Origin of the sequence: Streptomyces sp. NPDC059875, from assembly GCF_042731085.1 — a bacterium.
GTDB lineage: Bacteria > Actinomycetota > Actinomycetes > Streptomycetales > Streptomycetaceae > Streptomyces.
Genome location: NZ_JBHWJZ010000010.1, coordinates 78,472 through 99,811, shown reverse-complemented (window position 1 = coordinate 99,811; position 21,340 = coordinate 78,472). Strand labels below are relative to the sequence as shown.

General features: G+C 70.1%; 24 protein-coding genes. 16 read left to right on the top strand and 8 right to left on the bottom strand.

Annotation, left to right across the window (positions count from 1 at the left end):
• Positions 1 to 24: 24 nt before the first annotated feature.
• Positions 25 to 975 carry a 4-hydroxy-3-methylbut-2-enyl diphosphate reductase gene (locus ACFV9D_RS15225; protein ID WP_385145503.1) on the bottom strand — a complete coding sequence of 317 codons (951 nt, stop codon included), beginning with the start codon at positions 973 to 975 and terminating at the stop codon, positions 25 to 27.
• 266 nt (positions 976 to 1,241) lie between these two features.
• Here ACFV9D_RS15225 and ACFV9D_RS15220 point away from each other — a divergent pair, with 266 nt between their 5' ends.
• The 4 genes from ACFV9D_RS15220 to ACFV9D_RS15205 are packed head-to-tail and all read left to right on the top strand — an operon-like array spanning position 1,242 to position 4,852.
• On the top strand, positions 1,242 to 2,507 hold the full coding sequence (locus ACFV9D_RS15220) for an IS701 family transposase (RefSeq protein WP_385145501.1): 1,266 nt from the start codon (positions 1,242 to 1,244) through the stop codon (positions 2,505 to 2,507).
• A 32-nt stretch (positions 2,508 to 2,539) separates the two neighbouring features.
• On the top strand, positions 2,540 to 3,712 hold the full coding sequence (locus ACFV9D_RS15215; protein ID WP_385145692.1) for a 3-deoxy-7-phosphoheptulonate synthase: 1,173 nt from the start codon (positions 2,540 to 2,542) through the stop codon (positions 3,710 to 3,712).
• Between the two features lie 55 nt (positions 3,713 to 3,767).
• The gene (locus ACFV9D_RS15210; protein WP_385145499.1) at positions 3,768 to 4,538 is read left to right on the top strand and encodes a 2,3-dihydro-2,3-dihydroxybenzoate dehydrogenase; all 771 of its coding nucleotides are present in this window, start codon (positions 3,768 to 3,770) and stop codon (positions 4,536 to 4,538) included.
• Positions 4,539 to 4,597: 59 nt separating this feature from the next.
• The gene (locus ACFV9D_RS15205) at positions 4,598 to 4,852 is read left to right on the top strand and encodes a hypothetical protein (protein WP_385145497.1); all 255 of its coding nucleotides are present in this window, start codon (positions 4,598 to 4,600) and stop codon (positions 4,850 to 4,852) included.
• 77 nt (positions 4,853 to 4,929) lie between these two features.
• Here the strand turns inward: ACFV9D_RS15205 and ACFV9D_RS15200 are convergent, their stop codons facing one another.
• Together ACFV9D_RS15200 and ychF are read right to left on the bottom strand one after the other, a co-directional pair.
• Positions 4,930 to 5,418 (bottom strand): hypothetical protein, encoded by a 489-nt coding sequence (locus ACFV9D_RS15200; protein WP_385145495.1) that lies wholly within the window; start codon positions 5,416 to 5,418, stop codon positions 4,930 to 4,932.
• A gap of 338 nt (positions 5,419 to 5,756) precedes the next feature.
• Positions 5,757 to 6,845 carry a redox-regulated ATPase YchF gene (gene ychF / locus ACFV9D_RS15195; protein WP_385145493.1) on the bottom strand — a complete coding sequence of 363 codons (1,089 nt, stop codon included), beginning with the start codon at positions 6,843 to 6,845 and terminating at the stop codon, positions 5,757 to 5,759.
• 173 nt (positions 6,846 to 7,018) lie between these two features.
• On the opposite strand from ychF, the gene ACFV9D_RS15190 reads away from it, so the two are divergent.
• Positions 7,019 to 7,678 carry a DUF6542 domain-containing protein gene (locus ACFV9D_RS15190; RefSeq protein ID WP_385145491.1) on the top strand — a complete coding sequence of 220 codons (660 nt, stop codon included), beginning with the start codon at positions 7,019 to 7,021 and terminating at the stop codon, positions 7,676 to 7,678.
• Positions 7,679 to 7,691: 13 nt separating this feature from the next.
• On the opposite strand, the gene ppgK is transcribed toward ACFV9D_RS15190, so the two are convergent.
• Together ppgK and ACFV9D_RS15180 are read right to left on the bottom strand one after the other, a co-directional pair.
• On the bottom strand, positions 7,692 to 8,447 hold the full coding sequence (ppgK, locus tag ACFV9D_RS15185; RefSeq protein ID WP_385145489.1) for a polyphosphate--glucose phosphotransferase: 756 nt from the start codon (positions 8,445 to 8,447) through the stop codon (positions 7,692 to 7,694).
• 30 nt (positions 8,448 to 8,477) lie between these two features.
• The gene (locus ACFV9D_RS15180; RefSeq protein WP_385145487.1) at positions 8,478 to 9,482 is read right to left on the bottom strand and encodes a 4-hydroxy-3-methylbut-2-enyl diphosphate reductase; all 1,005 of its coding nucleotides are present in this window, start codon (positions 9,480 to 9,482) and stop codon (positions 8,478 to 8,480) included.
• Between the two features lie 81 nt (positions 9,483 to 9,563).
• On the opposite strand from ACFV9D_RS15180, the gene ACFV9D_RS15175 reads away from it, so the two are divergent.
• The 4 genes from ACFV9D_RS15175 to ACFV9D_RS15160 all read left to right on the top strand — a co-directional run bounded on the left by ACFV9D_RS15175 (position 9,564) and on the right by ACFV9D_RS15160 (position 13,289).
• Complete coding sequence (locus ACFV9D_RS15175; protein ID WP_385145486.1) at positions 9,564 to 10,907, top strand: APC family permease; 1,344 nt, start codon at positions 9,564 to 9,566, stop codon at positions 10,905 to 10,907.
• Between the two features lie 196 nt (positions 10,908 to 11,103).
• Positions 11,104 to 12,324 carry an exodeoxyribonuclease VII large subunit gene (gene xseA, locus ACFV9D_RS15170; protein WP_385145484.1) on the top strand — a complete coding sequence of 407 codons (1,221 nt, stop codon included), beginning with the start codon at positions 11,104 to 11,106 and terminating at the stop codon, positions 12,322 to 12,324.
• A gap of 10 nt (positions 12,325 to 12,334) precedes the next feature.
• Complete coding sequence (locus ACFV9D_RS15165) at positions 12,335 to 12,571, top strand: exodeoxyribonuclease VII small subunit (protein WP_385145482.1); 237 nt, start codon at positions 12,335 to 12,337, stop codon at positions 12,569 to 12,571.
• Between the two features lie 127 nt (positions 12,572 to 12,698).
• Positions 12,699 to 13,289, top strand: a complete 591-nt coding sequence (locus tag ACFV9D_RS15160) for a malonic semialdehyde reductase (protein WP_385145480.1) — start codon at positions 12,699 to 12,701, stop codon at positions 13,287 to 13,289.
• A gap of 95 nt (positions 13,290 to 13,384) precedes the next feature.
• Here ACFV9D_RS15160 and ACFV9D_RS15155 read toward each other — a convergent pair whose 3' ends face one another.
• Positions 13,385 to 13,918 carry a DUF4245 domain-containing protein gene (locus ACFV9D_RS15155; protein ID WP_385145478.1) on the bottom strand — a complete coding sequence of 178 codons (534 nt, stop codon included), beginning with the start codon at positions 13,916 to 13,918 and terminating at the stop codon, positions 13,385 to 13,387.
• Between the two features lie 117 nt (positions 13,919 to 14,035).
• On the opposite strand from ACFV9D_RS15155, the gene glpX reads away from it, so the two are divergent.
• Positions 14,036 to 15,067, top strand: a complete 1,032-nt coding sequence (gene glpX, locus ACFV9D_RS15150) for a class II fructose-bisphosphatase (protein WP_362417982.1) — start codon at positions 14,036 to 14,038, stop codon at positions 15,065 to 15,067.
• Positions 15,068 to 15,166: 99 nt separating this feature from the next.
• Here glpX and ACFV9D_RS15145 read toward each other — a convergent pair whose 3' ends face one another.
• Together ACFV9D_RS15145 and ACFV9D_RS15140 are read right to left on the bottom strand one after the other, a co-directional pair.
• Positions 15,167 to 15,538 (bottom strand): WhiB family transcriptional regulator, encoded by a 372-nt coding sequence (locus ACFV9D_RS15145; protein ID WP_361854747.1) that lies wholly within the window; start codon positions 15,536 to 15,538, stop codon positions 15,167 to 15,169.
• A gap of 149 nt (positions 15,539 to 15,687) precedes the next feature.
• Positions 15,688 to 16,380, bottom strand: coding sequence for a DUF1707 domain-containing protein (locus tag ACFV9D_RS15140; RefSeq protein ID WP_385145475.1), 693 nt, complete (start codon positions 16,378 to 16,380; stop codon positions 15,688 to 15,690).
• 91 nt (positions 16,381 to 16,471) lie between these two features.
• Between ACFV9D_RS15140 and ACFV9D_RS15135 the strand changes: the two genes are divergently transcribed.
• From ACFV9D_RS15135 to ACFV9D_RS15110, 6 genes are all read left to right on the top strand, one after another.
• Positions 16,472 to 16,837 carry a DUF1304 domain-containing protein gene (locus ACFV9D_RS15135; RefSeq protein WP_385145473.1) on the top strand — a complete coding sequence of 122 codons (366 nt, stop codon included), beginning with the start codon at positions 16,472 to 16,474 and terminating at the stop codon, positions 16,835 to 16,837.
• Positions 16,834 to 17,418, top strand: coding sequence for a TetR/AcrR family transcriptional regulator (locus ACFV9D_RS15130; RefSeq protein WP_385145471.1), 585 nt, complete (start codon positions 16,834 to 16,836; stop codon positions 17,416 to 17,418). Before ACFV9D_RS15135 ends, ACFV9D_RS15130 begins: the two co-directional genes overlap by 4 nt.
• Positions 17,419 to 17,563: 145 nt before the next feature.
• Positions 17,564 to 19,231, top strand: a complete 1,668-nt coding sequence (locus ACFV9D_RS15125) for a fumarate hydratase (RefSeq protein WP_385145469.1) — start codon at positions 17,564 to 17,566, stop codon at positions 19,229 to 19,231.
• Positions 19,232 to 19,422: 191 nt separating this feature from the next.
• Positions 19,423 to 20,064 carry an HAD family acid phosphatase gene (locus ACFV9D_RS15120; protein ID WP_385145467.1) on the top strand — a complete coding sequence of 214 codons (642 nt, stop codon included), beginning with the start codon at positions 19,423 to 19,425 and terminating at the stop codon, positions 20,062 to 20,064.
• Positions 20,065 to 20,182: 118 nt separating this feature from the next.
• Positions 20,183 to 20,578, top strand: coding sequence for a VOC family protein (locus ACFV9D_RS15115; protein ID WP_385145465.1), 396 nt, complete (start codon positions 20,183 to 20,185; stop codon positions 20,576 to 20,578).
• Positions 20,579 to 20,610: 32 nt separating this feature from the next.
• Positions 20,611 to 21,243, top strand: a complete 633-nt coding sequence (locus ACFV9D_RS15110; RefSeq protein ID WP_385145463.1) for a lipoprotein — start codon at positions 20,611 to 20,613, stop codon at positions 21,241 to 21,243.
• Positions 21,244 to 21,340: the final 97 nt, after the last annotated feature.

Genomic DNA, 21,340 nt, shown 5'->3' with positions numbered 1-21,340 from the left:
GTGGTCCTTGCTACGTGCCTCTTGTCAGCCCGCCGGCGCCGAATCGGTGAGCCGAGCCGGGGGATGGAAAACGATGCTTTCCTGTGCCACCTGTTCAAGTTCGATGTCGTCGTAACCGAATTCGGCCAGCTTTTCCAGGAGTTGTTCGACGAGGATCTCGGGTGCGCTTGCCCCCGCGCTCACCCCGATCGTCTCCACGCCTTCGAGCCACTTCTCGTCGAATTCGCCGACATCGGGCACGAGGTAGGACGGCGTACCGAGACGCTCCGCGACCTCGACCATCCGAATCGAGTTGCTCGAATTGCGCGAGCCGACCACCAGCACCAGATCGCTGCGCGGGACGACCGCCTTGACGGCGTCCTGCCGGTTCTGGCTCGCGTAGCAGATGTCGTCCGTGCCGGGGCCGCGCAAGTCGGTGAACCGCCGCTCGAGGACCGCGAGGATGTCCTTGGTCTCGTCCACCGAGAGCGTCGTCTGGGTCAGGTACGCCACCGGCGCGTCGGACGGCAGATCGAGCCGCTCGGCGTCCTCGACCGTCTCGACGATCACGGTCTGGTCCGGCGCGTGCCCGTAGGTGCCCTCGACCTCCTCGTGACCCTCGTGGCCGACCAGGATCAGCGTCCGGTCCTCCCGCGCGAAGCGCTTGGCCGCCTGGTGCACCTTGGACACCAGCGGGCAGGTCGCGTCGATCACGTCGAGGCTGCGCGCTGCCGCGTTGAGCCGGACCTGCGGGGAGACACCGTGGGCGGAGAACACACAGATCGCGGACTCGGGTACCTCGTCCTCCGAGTCCACGAAGATCGCGCCGCGCTGCTCCAGAAGCCTCACCACATAGTGGTTGTGCACGATTTCCTTGCGCACATATATGGGGGCACCGTATTTCTCGAGCGCCAACTCGATGATTGATATGGCCCGACGGACTCCTGCGCAAAAACTGCGAGGCTCCGCAAGGAGCACCTTCTTATTGAGCCCCATTTCGCTCCGCTTCCCAAGCATTGGATTCGACGCCACCCGGGGGCGCTGCCGCGGGCCGGCTTCGCCTTGATCACCGACCTCTCGACTGTCGTCTTCGAGTCACCTCCCGGTCAACGCGAAAAGGCCCTTGGGCACGAAGTAGTCATGTGCACCCACATGCCCAACCGCTGAACCTTGCCATCGCATTGTTATTCAGCTGGGCAAGGCGAAATTCCTAATGTGGAACGGCAGTACAAGATCGCTGGGCACTTGACCGGAGGAGTCACATGAGCACTGTCAGCCAGCAGTTGACAGCTGACTTGCCGACACTGACGACGGCGCGTCCGCCCGCGGCCCGGGTCAGGACCCCTGCACGCCGGCCCGAGTGGAATCTGCCGACGGCCGCCAGTGACCCCGAAGCGGTGCTGAACGACCTCTGCGACCCGCTGTTCCGGTCGCTGCGCCGCAGCGACCAGCGCCGCAGGGGCATGGAGTACATCCAGGGGCTGCTGTCGACCAGGGGCCGCAAGTCGATACGGAACATGGCGGCGCTGATCGGCGGCAGCGGCACCGGCCAGAGCCTGCACCACTTCATCTGCAGCTCCACCTGGGACTGGATGCCGGTGCGTCAGGCGATGTCGCAGTACGTGATCCGTAACGCTCCGCCGCAGGCGTGGGTGGCCCGCCCGATGACCATCCCCAAGGTCGGGCAGCACTCGGTGGGCGTCAGCCGGTACTTCTCCCCCGACGAGGGCCAGGCCCTCAACGCCCAGCGCGCGATCGGGGTGTGGGCGGTGTCCGACCAGGTGAGCGCGCCGCTCAACTGGCAGCTGCACCTTCCGCAGACCTGGATCAAGGACGGGCTCCGCCGTAACCAGGCATCGATTCCCTGTGAGATCGAACCCGAGACGCTCAGCGACTGTGTGCTCAACGCCTGCCGGGAGATGCTGACCGGCTGGGGGCTGCCGTCCCGACCGGTGGTCGTCGACATCGGCGAGGCCGATCCGCTCGACACCATCAACGGCCTGCGCGCCGAGGGGATCCCCTCGCTGGTCAAGGTCACCGGAGAGCTGCCGCTCACCGTCACGGACCCCGGGCTGACCGGCCACGGCGCGCACCTGCTGCCCGCGGCCGACATCATGCGCGCGGCGCGCAACATGCGGCGCCCCGTCCAATGGCGGGAGTACGACCCGCAGCCGATGCGCCGTACCAGCCTGGTCACCGCGGTACAGGTGGGCGTCGCGGGGTCGCGTACCGACGGCCGGCTGCTCCTGGTCGGCGTAGGAGACACGGACCGGCGCCGGCCGCCCGAGCTGTGGCTGACCGACATGCCCAGGGACCGGGCCGCCTCCGTACCGCAGTTGAGCAGCTTCTCGCGCCGGGTCGAGCGGTCCTTCGACGACGTCAGCTCCCAGGTCGGCATCCGGGACTACGTCGGCCGCTCGTACAGCGGGTGGCACCGCCACGTCACTCTCGCCTCGGCCGCGCACACGGTCGCCGTCCTGTCGGCCGCCGCCTGCGCGCGGCCGGACCGGGCGAACCAGGCTTCCTGAGAAAGGTAGTGGACAAGGCAGTGGACAACGCAGTGGACAACGATCTGCTGGACATCCGATCCCGTACGGCGCTTCAGCAGCCCGACTGGGCCCACGATCCGCGGCTGGCCGAGGTCCGCGCGGAACTCGCGGGTGCGACGCCGCTCGTCCGAGCCGACGACGTGCACCGGCTCAGGGCGGCGCTGGCCGGGGTGGCCGAGGGAGCCGCGCACCTGGTGCTGGCCGGCGACTGCGCCGAGGACCCGGCCGAGTGCACGCCCGGCTATGTCGCCAGGAAGGCGGGGCTGCTCGACGTACTGGCCGGCACCTTGAAGATGGTCACGCACCAGCCGGTCGTACGGGTCGGGCGCATCGCCGGCCAGTACGCCAAGCCACGGTCGCGCCCCACCGAGTCGCTGAGGGACGTCGAACTTCCGGTCTTCCGGGGGCACATGGTCAACGGCCCCGAGCCCGACGCGGCGGTCCGAAGACCAGATCCCACGCGGATCCTGGACGGCTACCAGGCCGCCGCGGCGACGATGGAGTACCTCGGCTGGCCGGGCGCCGGAGGCCCGCGGGACATCGACCCCGATGTCTGGACCAGCCACGAGGCGCTGCTGCTCGACTACGAGCTCCCCATGCTCCGCCGCGACGCGACGGGCCGGGTGCTGCTCGGTTCCACCCACTGGCCGTGGATCGGCGAACGGACCCGACAGGTCGACGGCGCCCATGTCGCGCTGCTCGCCGGCATCGTCAATCCGGTGGCCTGCAAGGTCGGCCCCGGCATGACGCCCGGTGAACTGGTCGCGCTGTGCGAACGGCTCGACCCCGACCGGGAGCCGGGCCGGCTCACCCTCATCGCCCGGATGGGCGCCGGTGTGGTGGCCGAGGTGCTCCCCGCCCTGGTGGCGGCCGTACGCGACGCGGGGCATCCCGTCATCTGGCTGACCGACCCCCTGCACGGCAATACGGTCACCACCCCGGCCGGCCTCAAGACCCGGTTCGTGGAGACGATCGTGCAGGAGGTCCAAGAGTTCCAGTCGGCCGTACGCACGTCGGGGGGTGTCGCGGGCGGGCTGCACCTGGAGACCACCCCCGACCACGTCACCGAATGCGTGGCGAACGCGTCCTTCGTCGACGACGTCGCCGAGAAGTACACCAGCTTCTGCGACCCGCGGCTCAACCCGGAGCAGGCGATGGCGGTGGTGGCGTCCTGGCTCGGCTGACACCGGCCCGCGGCCGCAGGAAGGTCCAGTCGTTGACGACGGTAAGGAAACCCCCATGGAAGGCAAGACAGCGCTGGTGACCGGCGCGGCCGGCGGGATCGGCGCCTCGGTGGCCGCCCAACTCGCCGGGCAGGGCGTGACGGTCGCGGCGGTGGACCGGGACCCCGAGCGGCTGCGCGAGACGACGGAGAAGCTGGCCGCGGACGGCCTCCGGGTCGTCCCCTTCGCGGCCGATGTCAGCTCGGGCGCCGAGGTCGAGTCCGTCGTGGACGCGGTGGAGAAGCAGTTGGGCCCGCTGGACTTCCTGGTCAACGCGGCGGGCGTACTGCGCCTGGGCGCCGTGGGCGAGCTGACCGAAGAGGACTGGAGCACCACGTTCGGCGTCAACACGACGGGCGTCTTCCTCGTGTCCCAGGCGGTGGTCCGCAGGATGACCGGCCGCTCGCGCGGCGCCGTCGTCACCGTGGCCTCCAACGCCGCCGGCACGCCCCGCATGGAAATGGCCGCCTACGCGGCGTCCAAGGCAGCGGCGACGATGTTCACCAAGTGCCTGGGTGTGGAGGTGGCCAGGTACGGAATCCGCTGCAACGTCGTGGCGCCCGGCTCGACCGACACCCCCATGCTCAGGTCGATGTGGCACGACGAGACCGGCCCACGCAAAACCATCGAAGGCTCGCTCGCCGCCCACCGACTGGGCATCCCACTGGAGAAGGTGGCGACGCCGTCGGACGTCGCCGACGCGGTCGTCTTCCTGCTCTCCGACCGGGCCTCACACATCACGATGCACACCCTCACCGTGGACGGCGGCGCCACCCTGGGCGCCTAGGGGTACCGCCCTGCGCCGTCGCCTCTACGATCCGGCCAGACCCTGGAAAGATGGCTCTCATGGAGCCCAACAACTCATGGGAGTCTGTGCCCACCGTAAATGTGCGCCTGTGGCACGCAGATGCAGTGGTGCTCTACGACTGGCTGATGAACACCGATCTGGACACGGTGCCCGTGACGCATCCCGCGCAGAAGCAGGCGCTGACCGACCTGTTGAGCCGGTTTGAGTGGGCGGCTGATGTCGACGTCACGGAGTCCACTCAGGAAGAGATCGCCACTGCGCAAGCGGAGGTGGCCAAGGACATGGGCTGGTAGGGGCCTCCGCCGTCCCCAGAGTACCGAGGGGCCGCCTCTACTGAGGGGCCGTTCCCGGAGGCCCGACCCCATGGCGGTCAGGGAGCGAACGGCTCCGCCAACAGACGAACCCGATCGCTGTCGACCTCGAATCCGAGTACGGGATGGCTGCCGTCGCCTCCCTCGGCGTCCATCAGCACCGGCTTGCCCAACCGCCGTCCGATGGCGGTGAGGAACCCGCAGAACAAGTCGAGTCGCTCCTGCCCCTGGAGTTGCCGCAGGTCGACATCAAAGTCGATCTCGTCCGCCGAATGGAAGCGGAAGATCACCAGCACATCGGCAGCGAGCCACACCCTCAACTGCGGACATTCGACGTCCGCCGGGCGGGACAGCACTGCCTCCGCCCGGGGTACCCGAAGCACCGACGCTCCTTCGGAATACTGGTGCTTCCATCCGCGCGCATCAACAAGGTCCAGAACGGCCTGCCAGTCCTCCACCGAGGTCCCGGGAACAAGCACGTCCGGTAGCGCCCCCATCAGGTCGGGGTCGAAGAAGCCTCTGACGTCATCCCACAGCAGGTCAGCCACTCCCCTATCCTGCCCGGCGGACCTTCCCCGTTGGTGTGTGTTGGTCCCGACGGTCGCTTACGGGTGTCCTGCGGACTCTTTGCGGCCCGCTCCCAGCCGCGCCTGCTCCTCCTCGACGATCTGGCGGGCCATCACCGTGTCCGAAACGTCGACCGCGTCCGGCGTCGACTCGGCGACCGCGCTGCGACGTGCATACGCGTCGAACAGGCGGGTCTTGATCTTCAGCGACCCCTACGGGTGGGCGACTACCGCGTCGTCTACAGGTTCTGCGGAACACTACGGACAGCAAGACGGCCTGACCTGCTTTCTCGCAGGTCAGGCCGTTTGTCCACGTCCAATCAGACGTTGAAGCGGAACTCCACCACGTCGCCGTCCTGCATCACGTACTCCTTGCCCTCCATGCGGGCCTTGCCCGCCGCGCGGGCGTCGGCTACCGAGCCCGTTTCGACGAGGTCGGCGAAGGAGATGACCTCGGCCTTGATGAAGCCCTTCTGGAAGTCGGTGTGGATCACACCGGCCGCCTCGGGGGCCGTCGCGCCCTTCTTGATCGTCCAGGCGCGGGATTCCTTCGGGCCGGCCGTCAGGTACGTCTGGAGGCCCAGGGTGTCGAAGCCGACGCGGGCCAGGATCGCGAGGCCCGGCTCCTCCGCGCCGACGGACTGGAGGAGCTCCATGGCGTCCTCCTCGTCGAGCTCGGCGAGGTCCTGCTCCAGCTTGGCGTTCAGGAAGATCGCCTCCGCCGGGGCGACCAGCGCGCGCTGCTCGTCCTTGAAGGAGTCGTCCGTCAGCTCGTCCTCGTCCACGTTGAAGACGTAGAGGAAGGGCTTCGTCGTGAGGAGGTGCAGATCGTGGAGGAGCTCGGCCTTGTCCGAGCCCTGGAGGATGCCCTGCGAGAAGAGCGTGTCGCCCCGCTCCAGGATCTCCTTCGCCGCCTCGACCGCCGCGACCTTGGGGGCCACGTCCTTCTTGATGCGGGCTTCCTTCGCCAGCCGCGGCAGGACCTTCTCGATCGTCTGCAGGTCGGCGAGGATCAGCTCGGTGTTGATCGTCTCGATGTCGTCCTTCGGCGAGACCTTGCCGTCGACGTGCACGACGTTCTCGTCCTTGAAGGCGCGGATGACCTGGCAGATCGCGTCCGACTCACGGATGTTCGCCAGGAACTTGTTGCCCAGGCCCTCACCCTCGCTCGCGCCGCGGACGATGCCCGCGATGTCCACGAAGTCGACCGTCGCCGGCAGGATCCGCTGCGAGCCGAAGATCTCCGCCAGCTTCGTCAGGCGGGCGTCGGGGACACCGACGACGCCGACGTTCGGCTCGATCGTGGCGAACGGGTAGTTGGCCGCCAGGACGTCGTTCTTGGTCAGGGCGTTGAACAGGGTCGACTTGCCGACATTCGGCAGACCGACGATTCCGATCGTGAGCGACACGGTGGCGACTTCCTGGAGTACGGATGGGGGTGCGGTGGGTGGGCCGATCCCCCAGTTTACGGGGGGCCCGAACCGGCCTGCGACGCCGACCTTCGGCCGTTCTCGACGGCAACGTCACCCAAAGGGCGTGTCCTGTGCCGGTCTCCCGCCCCTTCCCGACCTACGTTGGTGTAGTGGAGCAGCACAGGACAAGTCAGCCGCAAGGCCGCCGACGGCCGCAAACGCCCCTCACGCCGCCCGGCGCGCTCGTGGAGGGCGCCGCCGTCTACCGCGTCGCCGCACATCCCGGGCGGCCCGGCAGCGGCCGGGTCGAGCGGGCCGTGCCCGTACGACGGCCCGCGCCCCCCGTCGTCCTCGCGCTGCGGCGGCTGCCCAACCCGAGGCTGACCGGCCTCGGCGCCGGGCTCTTCGCCTCCGCCACCATGCTCGTGCTCGGCTTCCTCGACCAGCTGCTCCTCGACGGCTCGCCGATCGCCTTCGGCCTGCTGTTCCTGCCGGTCAGCGCGCTGACCGCGCTCTGGGTGCGCACCGCCGACCTCGTCACCGCCCCGATCAGCGTGCCCATCGCCTTCGCGGTCGGTGTCGTGCCGATCTCGGGCGGCACCGGCGGCTTCGGTGGGCAGGCGATGGCCGTCGTCACGGCCCTCGCCGTGCACGCCGGGTGGCTGTACGGCGGCACCCTGGTCGCCGGTCTGATCACCTGCGTCCGGAAGGTACGGGACATGGGGCGCCGCCAGCGCGTCACCGCCCGCGCCCCCCGAAGCCTCCAGAACCTCCAGAACCCCCAGAACCCCCAGAGCCCTCAGAGCCCTCAGAAGGTCCGCCGTCCGTGACTCCTGGGACGGGCTAGGACAGGCCCTGGCGCGCCCGCGCCGCCATCGCCGCGCCCACGATCCCCGCGTTGTTCTCCAGCTCCGCCGGGACGATCTCCGCCCTGATGCCCTCGATCAGCGGCAGAAACTTGTCCGCCTTCCGGCTCACTCCCCCGCCGATGATGAACAGCTCCGGCGAGAACAGCATCTCCACATGGGCCAGGTACTTCTGCACGCGCCGCGTCGCCCAGTGCTCCCAGCTGAGGTCCTCGTCCTCCTTGGCCTTCGTCGAGGCCCGCTTCTCCGCGTCGTGGCCCTTCAGCTCCAGGTGGCCCAGCTCCGTGTTCGGCACGAGTCGGCCGTCCACGAAGAGCGCCGAGCCGATGCCCGTACCGAGCGTCAGCAGGATCACCGTGCCCTTGCGGTCCCGGCCCGCGCCGAAGGTCATCTCGGCGATGCCCGCCGCGTCCGCGTCGTTCAGGATCGTGACCGGGAGGCCGCCCAGCCGGTCGCCGAGCAGGGTGCCCGCGTCGACGTCGATCCAGGCCTTGTCGACGTTCGCGGCCGTACGGATCGTGGACCCGGTGACCACGCCCGGGAAGGTGACACCGATCGGGCCCGACCAGCCGAAGTTCTCCACGACCTCGACGACGCAGCCCGCCACGTCGTCGGGCGTGGCGGGCTGCGGGGTCAGTACCTTGTGGCGGGGCTCGGCGAGGTCTCCGCGCTCCAGGTCCACGGGAGCGCCCTTGATGCCCGAGCCGCCGATGTCCACTCCGAAGACGTTCATGGACCCCACGGTAAGGGCTCAGGCGCGGAGTTACTCCTTGACGAGTCCGGCGGCCTCGGCGCGCAGGTCCTTGTTCCTGAGCTCCTTGGGGAGCGAGAAGGTGAGCGACTCGTCGGCCGTCTTGACGATCTCCACGTCCGCGTAGCCGCGCTCGGAGAGCCACTCCAGGACCTCCTGGACCAGGACGTCCGGGACCGAGGCGCCCGACGACAGACCGACCGAGGTGACGCCCTCCAGCCACGCCTCGTCGATCTCGCTCGCGAAGTCGACCAGGTGCGCGGCCGGCACGCCGGCCTGCTTGGCGACCTCGACCATGCGGATCGAGTTCGAGGAGTTCTTCGAGCCGACGACGATCACCAGCTCGGCCTGGCCGGCGAGCTCCTTGATGGCCAGCTGCCGGTTCTGCGTGGCGTAGCAGATGTCGTCGGACGGCGGGGAGATCAGCTGCGGGAACTTCTCCTTCAGCGCGTCCACCGTCTCCATCGTCTCGTCGACCGAGAGCGTGGTCTGGGAGAGCCAGACGACCCGGGACGGGTCGCGGACCTCGACCTTGGCCACATCCTCGGGGCCGTCGACGAGCTGGATGTGGTCGGGGGCCTCGCCGGAGGTGCCGATGACCTCCTCGTGGCCCTCGTGGCCGATCAGGAGGATGTCGAAGTCCTCCTTGGCGAACCGCACGGCCTCCTTGTGCACCTTCGTGACCAGGGGGCAGGTCGCGTCGATGGTCTTGAGGCGGCCCTCGCGGGCCTCCTCGTGCACGGTCGGGGCGACGCCGTGCGCGGAGAACATCACGATGTTGCCCGGCGGGACCTCGGTCGCCTGGTCGACGAAGATGGCGCCCTTCCGCTCCAGGGTCTGGACGACGTACTTGTTGTGCACGATCTCGTGGCGTACGTAGATCGGCGCCCCGTACTGCTCCAGGGCTTTCTCCACAGCGATCACGGCACGGTCCACGCCCGCGCAGTAGCCGCGGGGCGCGGCGAGCAGGACACGCTTCGGGCGGTTGGTCGCGGGCGTTGCAGTCATGCGTCCCATCGTAAGGCCGCGTGATGGGACGCCCCGCTCCGGCCGCGTCGGTCCGGCGGGTGATCGAGACCGTGGTCGAGACTGGGGCGCATGGCCGAGGAAGCACAGGTGGCAGCGCACACCGGACTGCGGCGGACCCTCGGGTTCCGCGACCTTGTCGTCTATGGGCTGCTCTTCATCGCGCCCATGGCCCCCGTCGGGGTCTTCGGCACCCTGGACGCGAAGTCGCACGGCGCGGTCGCCCTGGTGTACGTCGTGGCCACGGTCGCGATGGCGTTCACCGCTTTCAGCTACGCCCAGATGGTGCGGGTCGCGCCGCTGGCCGGCTCCGTCTTCGCGTACGCCCGCAAGGCCCTGGGCGAGGGGCCGGGGTTCGTCGCCGGGTGGATGGCGATGCTCGACTACCTGCTGATCCCGGCCGTGGCCTATCTCTTCGCGGGCATCGCGATGGAGGCGCTGGTCCCGGAGGTCGACCGGTGGGTGTGGACGGCGATCGCGGTGGTCGTCACGACGCTGCTCAATCTGTGGGGCGTCCGGGCGGCGGCCCGGGTCGGCTTCGCGGTGCTCGCCATGGAGATCGTGGTGCTGCTGATCTTCGTGGTGTCGGCGGTGGTCGTGCTCGTACGGGACGGGGCGCGGCGCGACTGGTGGTCGCCGCTGGCCGGCGACGGGACGTACTCGACGGCGGCCGTGCTGGGCGCGGTGTCGGTGGCCGTGCTCTCGTACCTCGGTTTCGACGCGATCGCCTCGTTCGCGGAGGAGGTCACCGGAGGGTCGGAGAAGGTGGCGCGCGCGGTGCTGTTCTGTCTGGCGCTCGCGGGCGTGCTGTTCGTGGCCCAGACGTATCTGGTGGCGCTCCTCGAACCGCTGTCCTCGGCGGAGCTGGCGGCGGACCCGGCGAAGCAGGGCTCGGCCTTCTACGACGCGGTGGACGCGTCCGTGGGGACGTGGCTGCACGACCTGGTGGCGGTGTCCAAGGCGATCGGCGCGGCGTTCGCGGCGCTCGCGGGGCAGGCCGCGGCGGGCCGGCTGCTCTTCGCCATGGGCCGGGAGCGGCGGCTGCCGGGGCTGCTCGCCCGTACGGACTCGGGGGTGCCGCGGGTGGCGCTGCTGCTTGCGGCGGCGGTGACGATGGTGGCGGCGGTGTGGGCGGCCCAGCGGGACGACGGCCTGGACCACCTGGTGTCGGTGGTCGACATCGGGGCGCTGACGGCCTTCGTGCTGCTGCACGCGAGCGTGGTGGGGTGGTTCGCGGTACGGCGGATGGAGGGGCCGCCGCACTGGCTGCGGCATGTGGTGATGCCGGTGGTGGGGGCGGCGATCCTGATCGCGGTGATCGTGGAGGCGTCGGTGTCGGCGCAGCTGGTGGGCGTGATCTGGCTGGGCGTGGGTTTCGTGGTCCTCGCGGTGCAGGGCGCGACCCGCTCGGCATGAGCTCGGTGTCCGTGCGCGCCGCTGGGGCCTGTCTTTCGGATCAGGCCGGATCAGGGAGCGGCGTCTGGTGCGTGCAGCTGCAAGGCGGAGGAAGGAGCCATGGCGGAGCCCTGGCGACTGACGACGACGCAACAGATGCGCGTGCCAGACGCCGCGAGCCCGGCATGATCCGGAAGACAGGCCCTAGTCTCGGCGCATGGGTCTCAATACGTCCGCAGAAGCGCCGCTGCCCGTCGGGGAGGTCTCCCGGCTGATCGGGGGGTGGATCGACCGGCTCGGTGCCGTGTGGGTCGAGGGGCAGATCACGCAGTTGTCGCGGCGCCCCGGGGCCGGGGTCGTCTTTCTGACGCTGCGGGATCCCTCGTACGACATCTCCATCGGCGTCACGTGCTTCCGCCAGGTCTTCGACGCCGTCGCCGACGTGGTCTCCGAGGGCGCCCGGGTCGTCGTGCACGCCAAGCCCGAGTGGTACGCGCCGCGCGGGCAGCTGTCCCTGCGGGCGGTGGAGATCAAGCCGGTCGGCATCGGGGAGCTGCTGGCCCGCCTGGAGCAGCTGAAGCGGAGCCTGGGCGCCGAGGGTCTCTTCGCGCTCGACCGCAAGAAGCCCCTGCCGTTCCTCCCCCAGCTCGTCGGCCTCGTCGTCGGCCGTGCCTCCGCCGCCGAGCGGGACGTCCTCGAGAACGCGCGGCGCCGCTGGCCGGCCGTCCGCTTCGAGGTGCGCAACGTCGCCGTGCAGGGCGTGAAGGCCGTGCCCCAGGTCGTCCAGGCCGTGAAGGAGCTCGACGCGCACGACGGGGTGGACGTGATCATCGTGGCGCGGGGCGGCGGCAGCGTGGAGGACCTGCTGCCGTTCTCGGACGAGCAGCTGATCCGGGTGGTCGCCGACTGCCGTACGCCGGTGGTCTCCGCGATCGGCCACGAGCCGGACTCGCCGCTGCTCGACCTCGTCGCCGACCTGCGCGCCTCCACTCCGACCGACGCAGCCAAGAAGGTCGTACCGGACGTCGGCGAGGAGCTGGACCGGGTGCAGGGCCTGCGGGACCGGGCGCTGCGGACCGTGCGCGGGCTGCTCGACCGGGAGGAGCGGGGTCTCGCGCACGCGCTGGCGCGGCCGGTCATGGAGCATCCGCAGCGGATGGTGGAGCAGCGCGAGGACGAGCTCGACGCGCTCCTCGCGCGCAGCCGGCGGACCCTCGGGCATCTGCTCGACCGGGCCGACTCGGAGCTGTCGCACACCCGGGCGCGGGTCCGGGCGCTGTCGCCCGCGGCGACGATGGAGCGGGGGTACGCGGTGCTTCAGCGGGCGGACGGATCGGTCGTGCGCTCCCCGGAGGAGGTCGCGGTGGACGAGGAGCTGCGGGCGAGGGTCGCGGCGGGCGAGTTCGCGGTGCGGCGCGTTGTCGGACCCGGCGCTTAGGGTGGTTCCCATGGCAGCCACCACGGAAGAGGCGCTCGGGTACGAGCAGGCACGCGACGAGCTGATCGAGGTCGTTCGGCGCCTCGAGACGGGCGGGACGACCCTGGAGGAGTCCCTCGCACTCTGGGAGCGTGGAGAGGAATTGGCCAAGGTCTGCCGGCGTTGGCTGGAAGGCGCGCGGGCACGGCTCGACGCCGCGCTGTCCACGTCCGAGGGCGACGAGGCCGAGGACGCCGACGCCGAGTAGCGGCTTCGGAAAACCGGGACGATGTGAACCGGATCACTATCCGCATAGATTAGTTGAAAGTTAACCAATCACCGTCGTACGGTGAGGGCATCGCTTGACCCCCCTTGCAGTCCGGAAGGTACGCAGCATGACCCTCGCCCTTGACTCCGCCGCCCAGGACCTCCTCTTCCGTGAGGCCCGCACCGCCAACACCTTCACCGACGAGCCGGTGACCGACGAGCAGGTCCAGGCGATCTACGACCTGGTGAAGTACGGCCCCACCGCCTTCAACCAGTCGCCGCTGCGCATCACCCTGGTCCGCTCCCCCGAGGCCCGCGAGCGCCTCGTGAAGCACATGGCCGAGGGCAACCAGCCGAAGACCGCCACCGCCCCGCTGGTCGCGATCCTCTCCGCCGACAACGAGTTCCACGAGGAGCTCCCGGCCCTGTTCCCGCACTTCCCGCAGGCCAAGGACGTGTTCTTCTCCGAGCGCCCCGTCCGCGAGAACGCCGCGCTCCTGAACGCCGCCCTCCAGGCCGCCTACTTCATCGTCGGCGTCCGCGCCGCCGGCCTCGCCGCCGGCCCGATGACCGGCCTGGACTTCGCCGGACTCCAGAAGGAGTTCCTGGACGACGACCACACCCCGCTGATGGTCGTCAACATCGGCAAGCCCGGCGAGGACGCCTGGTTCCCCCGCTCCCCCCGCCTGGCCTTCGACGAGGTCGTCACCACCGTCTGACCCGTACGGCATACGCCCGTACGGCATACGACAGAACCCCCGGACCATGAGTCCGGGGGTTCTCGCGTATCCGAGCCCGAATCCGAGCCGTACGCCTACGCCTTCTTCGACTGCAGCGCGCCCGCCATCTCGGCCAGCCGCTCGAAGGAGGCCGTCCCGGTCACCACCGTCGTGGCGCCGCCGTCCGTGCGGACCAGGGCGTCGTACTTCGGCCCCTCCCAGCGCTGCCAGACCTGGCCGGCGACCGTCTGGGTCTTCCCGGAGTCCGTGGCCTGCTGAGTGACGTCGGGGACGTACTTCTTCGGCTCCTCCGTCGACTGGTGGATCGCCACGTACTGGGTGTCCGGGTCGAGGAAGCCCAGCTGCCAGGCGTCGTTCTGCTCGCGCTTGTACGAGACCACGGTCGCCTTCCAGTCCTCCCCGAGACCCTCGGGGGCCAGCACCGGGTACGGCGCCGCCCGCTGTGCCGTCAGGAGCTCGACCCGGTAGTCCTTCGTCTGGACCGGGTTCGCGTCCTCGTCGTGCGGGATGAAGAGATACATCACGCCCGCGGCGACCATGATCACCCCGAGGGACTGGAACATCCCGCGTACCGTCTGCCTGCCTCGCATACCTGCCACGCCCCCCATGGTCGCATCATGGTGTTGTGCTCATACGTGGGCCCCTCTGCTCAATTTGTCGACGTACCGATAGAGTCGCAGCACCCTCTTTATTCCGGCCGTCGCCGTACAGAAAGGTGCGCTCCGATGACCGAGCATTCCCTGCCGTCCGAGCTCGAGGTCTCCCCCGAGGCCCCCGACCGCAACCTCGCCCTCGAGCTGGTCCGGGTGACCGAGGCCGCCGCCATGGCAGCCGGTCGCTGGGTCGGGCGCGGTGACAAGATCGGCGCGGACGGCGCCGCGGTCAACGCGATGCGGACGCTGATCTCGACCGTCTCGATGAACGGCGTCGTCGTCATCGGCGAGGGCGAGAAGGACGAAGCGCCCATGCTGTTCAACGGCGAGCGGGTCGGTGACGGGACCGGCGCCGAGGTGGACATCGCCGTCGACCCGATCGACGGCACGACGCTGAACGCCAAGGGCATGCCCAACGCGATCGCCGTCCTGGCCGCCGCCGACCGCGGCACCATGTTCGACCCGTCCGCGGTCTTCTACATGGACAAGCTGGTCACCGGCCCCGAGGCCGCCGACTTCGTCGACATCAACGCCCCGGTCTCGGTCAACATCCGCCGGGTCGCCAAGGCCAAGAACATGTCCCCCGAGGACGTCACGGTCGTCATCCTGGACCGCCCGCGCCACGAGGGCATCGTCAAGGAGATCCGCGAGACCGGCGCCCGGATCAAGTTCATCACGGACGGCGACGTCGCCGGCTCGATCATGGCCGTCCGCGAGGGCACCGGCGTGGATCTGCTCCTCGGCATCGGCGGTACGCCCGAGGGCATCATCTCGGCCTGCGCCATCAAGTGCCTGGGCGGTGTCATCCAGGGCAAGCTGTGGCCGAAGGACGACGCCGAGCGCCAGAAGGCGATCGACGCGGGGCACGACCTGGACCGCGTGCTGTCCACGAACGACCTGGTCAGCGGCGAGAACGTGTTCTTCGTCGCCACCGGCATCACGGACGGCGAGCTGCTGCGCGGCGTCCGCTACCGCTCGGAGACCGCGACCACGTCGTCGCTGGTGATGCGGTCGAAGTCCGGCACGATCCGGCAGATCGACTCCGAGCACCGGCTGTCGAAGCTGCGCGCGTACAGCAAGATCGACTTCGACCGGGCCAAGTAGTCCGGCCGGGCCATGGCCCGGCCACGTCGCTGATACGAAGAGGGGCGCCCCCATGTGCGGTGGGGGCGCCCCTTCCCGTACGGACGGAGTCGGGAGCCGTCAGCCCGCCGCGGCGATCCGGTCCGCTGCCGCCGCCTTCTTGAGCTCCACCTCGCGCCGCCGTCGCCGGGCAAGCACGACACGGCGCTCGGCCGCGGTGAGCCCGCCCCACACGCCGTACGGCTCCGGCTGGAGCAGGGCGTGCTCCCGGCACTCGACCATCACGGGGCAGCGGGCACAGACCCGCTTGGCGGCCTCCTCACGCGACAGCCGGGCGGCCGTCGGCTCCTTGGACGGGGCGAAGAACAGCCCGGCTTCGTCCCGGCGGCACACCGCCTCCGTGTGCCAGGGGCCGGCCTCGTCCTCCCGCGCGGGGGCGCGCTGGGGCGGCACGGCAGCGACCTGGAGGGGCTGATGCGGCGGTTGCAGCACGGTCTACTCCTGACGACGGCTTCGCGAGCGAGAGACGATGCAGCAGCCCTACCCGCTGTGCGCGCGCCTATGCACTGCGTGCCGCCGAGTTCCGGAGTGCGGAACCTCAGGGGCGGAATCCGGTCACCCGGCCACGGCCGTGCCTCGGATCAGTGGCCGAGGTGCTTGCGCAGCTGGTTCTGCAGGTCGGTGATCCACTTGCCGCGCTTGGGCTTCGCCTCGACGTTGCCGAAGACCGAGTAGCCGTTGATCACGACGACCGGGGCCTGCGGGTCGGCGGCCTCCAGGGTCACGACCTCGAAGTTGCCGAAGATCCCGGTGCCGTTGCCGCGCAGGCTGATGTTCTCCGGGACGCGCACCTCGACGTTGCCGAAGATCGAGGTGGCGTTGATGGTGGTCAGCCGCTGGGCGAAGAGCGCCTCGGTCAGGTCGATCTCGATGTTGCCGAAGAGCGCGAAGGCGTTGGTCCTGCGACCCACCCGCCAGCGGCCCTTGCGGGTGGTGCTGGAGAAGACGGCGACCATGTTGTCGGCGGGACCGGAGGTGTCGTCCGGGCCGTACGCGTACGCCGACTCGGGCTCCCGGCGGGCGGCCGGGCCCGCCGGAAGGTCACGGACGATCGGCTCCAGTTCACCGACCGTCTTGGCGCGGTAGACGGCGTCGATCCGCTCGGAGTGCTCCTCGGCGTCGATCCGCCCCTCGGCCAGGGCGTCCCGAAGGATGTCCGCGATCCGGTCCCGGTCGGCGTCCGAGGCGCGCAGGGAGTCCCCCGGAGCGACGGGCGGCGCGGGAGCGGGCTCGGCGGGGGCGACCGGCTTCTGGGGCTGCTTTTCGAGGTCCACGGAGCCAGCCTAGCGAAACGCGATAGATCGCGACTAGGGGGCGCGACCGGGACTCGCCACTCCTGGACATCTGTCCATGTACTCTGGACAGGTGTCCACTACTCTTGCGCACGTCGCCGTCGGCCTGGTCGCCGCCCTGCACGCCTACATCCTGGTCCTGGAGATGTTCCTCTGGGAGCGCCGACCCGGGCGCCAACTCTCCGGTTTCGACGCCGAACTGGCCCGCGCGACCGCTCCCCTCGCCGCCAACCAGGGCCTGTACAACGGCTTCCTCGCCGCCGGTCTGGTCTGGGGCCTGATCGCCGACGACCCCACCGGGTACCGGGTGCAGATCTTCTTCCTCTCCTGCGTGGTGATCGCCGGGGTCTACGGGGGTCTCACCGCCAACCGCCGGATCCTGTTCGCCCAGGCCCTGCCCGGGGCCCTCGCCCTGGCCGCCGTACTGTGGGCCGGGTGACCAGCCCGACCGACGACCCCCGCCCGACCACGGACCCCCGCGCCGCCCGCACCCGCGCCAAGCTGCGCGCCGCCCTCCTGGCGGAGTGCGCCGAACGCCCCCTCGAGGAGGTCGGGGTCGCCGCGCTGGTCCGCCGGGCCGGGATCGGCCGGGCCACGTTCTACCTGCACTACGCCGACCTCCAGGCCCTCGCCGTCGACGCCTGCGCCGATGTCGTACGGGACGCGGTCGACGCCCTGCACGCCTGGCGCGGCACGCCCGACCCGGCCACCCCGCCGCCCGCCCTGCCCGCCTTCTTCGCCGAGGTCGCCGCGCACGCCCCGCTCTACCGGGGCCTGCTGCGACCCGGGGGCGGCGGACCGCTCGGCGAGCTGCTCCACCGGGAGCTGCGCGCGTACAGCGCGCGCGAGCGCGAGCTGGCCGGGGCGCCCGAGCCCGGTCTCGTGGCGTCGGCGGTGGCGGCGGCCTTCGGCGGGCTGCTCGCCGACTGGCTGCACGGCCTGATCGAAGCCACCCCCGAGCAGATCGCGGGCCGCACCTGGCGGCTGCTGATCGCACTTCACCGCACCCCGCTGGCCTGAACCGCGCACTGTCCACAACGGCGTGATCCCGGCTCCAAGTGAGCCTTACCTCACAGGATCGGGCCCCCGGCAGCGCTCTACGCTGGAAGCAGCGCCGCCAATGGAGGTGGCGCTGCTGTCTGCCGAGTGAGGAATGGCTGCCGTCATGCCAGAGTTTTCGTACTCCGATCTGCTCCCCCTGGGAGAGGACACCACGCCCTACCGCCTGGTGACCTCCGAAGGTGTCTCCACCTTCGAGGCCGACGGCCGTACGTTCCTCAAGGTCGAGCCCGAGGCGCTGCGCACGCTCGCCGCCGAGGCGATCCACGACATCCAGCACTACCTGCGCCCGGCCCACCTGGCCCAGCTGCGCCGGATCATCGACGACCCGGAGGCGTCGAGCAACGACAAGTTCGTCGCGCTCGACCTCCTCAAGAACGCGAACATCGCCGCCGCGGGCGTCCTCCCCATGTGCCAGGACACCGGCACCGCGATCGTCATGGGCAAGCGCGGCCAGAACGTGCTCACCGAGGGCGGCGACGAGGAAGCCCTCTCGCGCGGCATCTACGACGCGTACACCAAGCTCAACCTGCGGTACTCGCAGATGGCCCCGCTGACCATGTGGGAGGAGAAGAACACCGGCTCGAACCTGCCCGCGCAGATCGAGCTGTACGCGACCGACGGCGGCGCGTACAAGTTCCTCTTCATGGCCAAGGGCGGCGGCTCCGCCAACAAGTCCTTCCTCTACCAGGAGACGAAGGCCGTGCTCAACGAGGCGAGCATGATGAAGTTCCTGGAGGAGAAGATCCGCTCGCTCGGCACGGCCGCCTGCCCGCCGTACCACCTGGCGATCGTCGTCGGCGGCACCTCGGCCGAGTTCGCGCTGAAGACCGCGAAGTACGCCTCCGCGCACTACCTGGACGAGCTGCCGGCCGAGGGCTCCGAGCTCGGCCACGGCTTCCGGGACAAGGAGCTGGAGGAGAAGGTCTTCGAGCTCACGCAGAAGATCGGCATCGGCGCGCAGTTCGGCGGAAAGTACTTCTGCCACGACGTCCGCGTCGTCCGGCTGCCGCGCCACGGCGCCTCGCTGCCCGTCGCGATCGCCGTGTCCTGCTCGGCCGACCGCCAGGCCGTCGCGAAGATCACCGCCGAGGGCGTCTTCCTGGAGCAGCTGGAGACGGACCCGGCGCGCTTCCTGCCGGAGACCACGGACGAGCACCTCGAGACCGAGGGCGACGTCGTGAAGATCGACCTGAACCAGCCGATGGACGAGATCCTCGCCGAGCTGACCAAGTACCCGGTGAAGACCCGCCTCTCCCTGACCGGCCCGCTGGTCGTGGCCCGCGACATCGCGCACGCCAAGATCAAGGAGCGGCTCGACGCGGGCGAGGAGATGCCGCAGTACCTGAAGGACCACCCGGTCTACTACGCCGGTCCGGCCAAGACCCCCGAGGGCTACGCCTCCGGCTCCTTCGGCCCGACGACGGCCGGCCGCATGGACAGTTACGTCGAGCAGTTCCAGGCCGCGGGCGGCTCCAAGGTCATGCTGGCCAAGGGCAACCGCTCGAAGCAGGTCACGGACGCGTGCGGCGGCCACGGCGGCTTCTACCTGGGCTCGATCGGCGGTCCGGCGGCGCGCCTCGCGCAGGACTGCATCAAGAAGGTCGAGGTCGTCGAGTACGAGGAGCTCGGCATGGAGGCGGTCTGGAAGATCGAGGTCGAGGACTTCCCGGCGTTCATCGTCGTGGACGACAAGGGCAACGACTTCTTCCAGAACCCGGCCCCGGAGCCGACGTTCACCCACATCCCGGTCCGCGGTCCGGGTCTCGGCTGACGCCCACGGCTCCCCGCTCACCGCTCCCCGACGCCCCTCGGTCCTCCGGACCGGGGGGCGTCGTCGCTCCCATGCTTGGCGATCTTCGCTCAGAAACTGGCTACCGACCGGTAGCCCTCTCGTCACCTACCGGCCAGTATTGGCCACGAGCATGTCAACCACTGAGCCGGTCGACCACTCGGGAGCCCCCCATGCCCTCCGTCCCTCTCCTCAAGCGCGCCGCCGCCGGAACCACGGCCACCTTCGCGCTGACCGCCCTTCTCGTCGTCGTCCCCGCGCCCGCCGCCTCCGCGGCCGACCCGGACACCCACTCGACGTCGGCCGCCGCCTTCGACGACGTCGACTACACGACCTGGCGCCGCGACGTGGCGGCCGTGGTCGCCGAGGCCCGCCCGTACATCGAGGAGCGCTCCGAGCGCGCCGGCAGCGAGAAGCAGGCGATCGTCCTCGACATCGACAACTCCTCGCTGGAGACGGACTTCCACCCCTTCTGGGAGCTCCCGACCCCGGCCATCGCCGACGTCCGCGACCTGGTCCGCGACGCCCACGACCGCGGCGTGGCGATCTTCTTCGTCACCGCGCGGCCCGGGATCATCTACTCGCTCACCGACTGGAACCTGAAGAAGGCCGGCTACCCGGTCGACGGTCTCTACGTGCGCTCCCTGCCCGACCTGTTCGCGGAGGTCAGCGCGTACAAGACGGAGCAGCGCGCCGAGATCGAGGCCAAGGGCTACACGATCATCGCCAACATCGGCAACAACACCACCGACCTCGTCGGCGGCCACGCCGAGCGGACCTTCAAGCTCCCGGACTACGACGGCAAGCTCTCCTGAGCCGTCCCGTAGGCAACGTCGAGGGCCAACTAGGCCGAGATTCGTCCTAGTTGGCCCCTACGATCATCCCAGCAGGCCCGGATGCGGTGTCCGTGGCGGCGGGACGAGGGGAACAGCGATGTTGCGAGGGCTCACGACGGTCAGTTTCTGGGCCGCCGACCTGGCGGTGGCGAAGGCCTGGTACACGGAACTCCTGGGTGGGGAGCCGTACTTCGAGCGCCCCGGGTACGCGGAGTTCCGCATCGGCGACTACCAGCACGAGCTCGGACTGATCGACAGCGCGTACGCACCCGCGGGCGCCACGACGGGACCCGGTGGCGCGATCGTGTACTGGCACGTCGACGACGTGCGGGCGACCTTCGAGAGACTGCTGTCCCTGGGGGCGAAGGAGTACGAGCCGGTCACGCCCCGCGGCCCGGGATTCGTCACCGCCTCGGTGACCGATCCCTTCGGGAATGTCCTGGGCGTCATGGAGAACCAGCACTATCTGGACGTGCTGAACACCCCGCGGTAGGGGTACCGGCCACCCCGGATACTCTCGCGCGCATGAGACATCCGATACGGATCATGGTCCCGGCCCTCGCCGCGCTGGCGGCGTCGGGGCTGCTGACCGGCTGCCTGGGCACCGAGGCGAAGCCCGACAGGACGGTCGACAAGCCGGCGGCGAAGGCCACGTCGGCCGCGCCGGAGGCGTCCAGGGCGACCCTGGGCGGGCCGGGGACCGCGTGTGCGCTGCCCGTGTCCTTCGCGCTGGCGGCGGACTGGAAGCCGAACGCGATCAAGAACCCGGAGGACCCGGAGTTCGCCGCGCTCACCCGGCAGGGTCCCGTCCTGGTCCGTTGCGAGATCGACGGCAAGCCGGCCGGTCACATCGGGTACCTGCGGATCTGGACGGGCAAGCAGGGTGACGCCCGTGCGACCCTCGAAGCCTTCGTGAAGGCGGCGAAGAACACCTCGAAGGTCACCTACAAGGAGACGAAGGCGGGCGCGCTGCCCGCCACCGAGGTCACGTACACGGTCTACAACGACATCATGGAGGAGTCCAAGGAGGAGCGGGCCTTCGCCGTCTCCACCCCCAAGGGCGCGGTCGTCGTGCACCTGGGCGGACTCGACTCCGAGGAGCACAGGGCGATGCTGCCGGCGTACGAGCTGGCGCGCTCCAGCCTCAAGGCGCTCTGAACACGGCCGTGGGGCCCCGCCCCCCGCGCCGGGGGGGGGGGACGGCGGCGCGCCCGGCTGCGCGGCACTAGGGGTGGGCGCGGCCGCCGCGGGCGTC

What these genes read in the sequence shown, in the direction of transcription:
- ACFV9D_RS15165 (WP_385145482.1), top strand. Translation starts at nt 12,335, where the DNA reads ATGGCAGCCACCACGGAAGAGGCGCTCGGGTACGAGCAGGCACGCGAC.
- ACFV9D_RS15125 (WP_385145469.1), top strand. Translation starts at nt 17,564, where the DNA reads ATGCCAGAGTTTTCGTACTCCGATCTGCTCCCCCTGGGAGAGGACACC.
- ACFV9D_RS15120 (WP_385145467.1), top strand. Translation starts at nt 19,423, where the DNA reads ATGCCCTCCGTCCCTCTCCTCAAGCGCGCCGCCGCCGGAACCACGGCC.
- ACFV9D_RS15110 (WP_385145463.1), top strand. Translation starts at nt 20,611, where the DNA reads ATGAGACATCCGATACGGATCATGGTCCCGGCCCTCGCCGCGCTGGCG.
- ACFV9D_RS15210 (WP_385145499.1), top strand. Translation starts at nt 3,768, where the DNA reads ATGGAAGGCAAGACAGCGCTGGTGACCGGCGCGGCCGGCGGGATCGGC.
- ACFV9D_RS15180 (WP_385145487.1), bottom strand. Translation starts at nt 9,482, where the DNA reads ATGGGACGCATGACTGCAACGCCCGCGACCAACCGCCCGAAGCGTGTC.
- ACFV9D_RS15115 (WP_385145465.1), top strand. Translation starts at nt 20,183, where the DNA reads ATGTTGCGAGGGCTCACGACGGTCAGTTTCTGGGCCGCCGACCTGGCG.
- ACFV9D_RS15160 (WP_385145480.1), top strand. Translation starts at nt 12,699, where the DNA reads ATGACCCTCGCCCTTGACTCCGCCGCCCAGGACCTCCTCTTCCGTGAG.
- ppgK (WP_385145489.1), bottom strand. Translation starts at nt 8,447, where the DNA reads ATGAACGTCTTCGGAGTGGACATCGGCGGCTCGGGCATCAAGGGCGCT.
- ACFV9D_RS15225 (WP_385145503.1), bottom strand. Translation starts at nt 975, where the DNA reads ATGGGGCTCAATAAGAAGGTGCTCCTTGCGGAGCCTCGCAGTTTTTGC.
- ACFV9D_RS15220 (WP_385145501.1), top strand. Translation starts at nt 1,242, where the DNA reads ATGAGCACTGTCAGCCAGCAGTTGACAGCTGACTTGCCGACACTGACG.
- glpX (WP_362417982.1), top strand. Translation starts at nt 14,036, where the DNA reads ATGACCGAGCATTCCCTGCCGTCCGAGCTCGAGGTCTCCCCCGAGGCC.
- ACFV9D_RS15175 (WP_385145486.1), top strand. Translation starts at nt 9,564, where the DNA reads ATGGCCGAGGAAGCACAGGTGGCAGCGCACACCGGACTGCGGCGGACC.
- ACFV9D_RS15155 (WP_385145478.1), bottom strand. Translation starts at nt 13,918, where the DNA reads ATGGGGGGCGTGGCAGGTATGCGAGGCAGGCAGACGGTACGCGGGATG.
- ACFV9D_RS15205 (WP_385145497.1), top strand. Translation starts at nt 4,598, where the DNA reads ATGGAGCCCAACAACTCATGGGAGTCTGTGCCCACCGTAAATGTGCGC.
- xseA (WP_385145484.1), top strand. Translation starts at nt 11,104, where the DNA reads ATGGGTCTCAATACGTCCGCAGAAGCGCCGCTGCCCGTCGGGGAGGTC.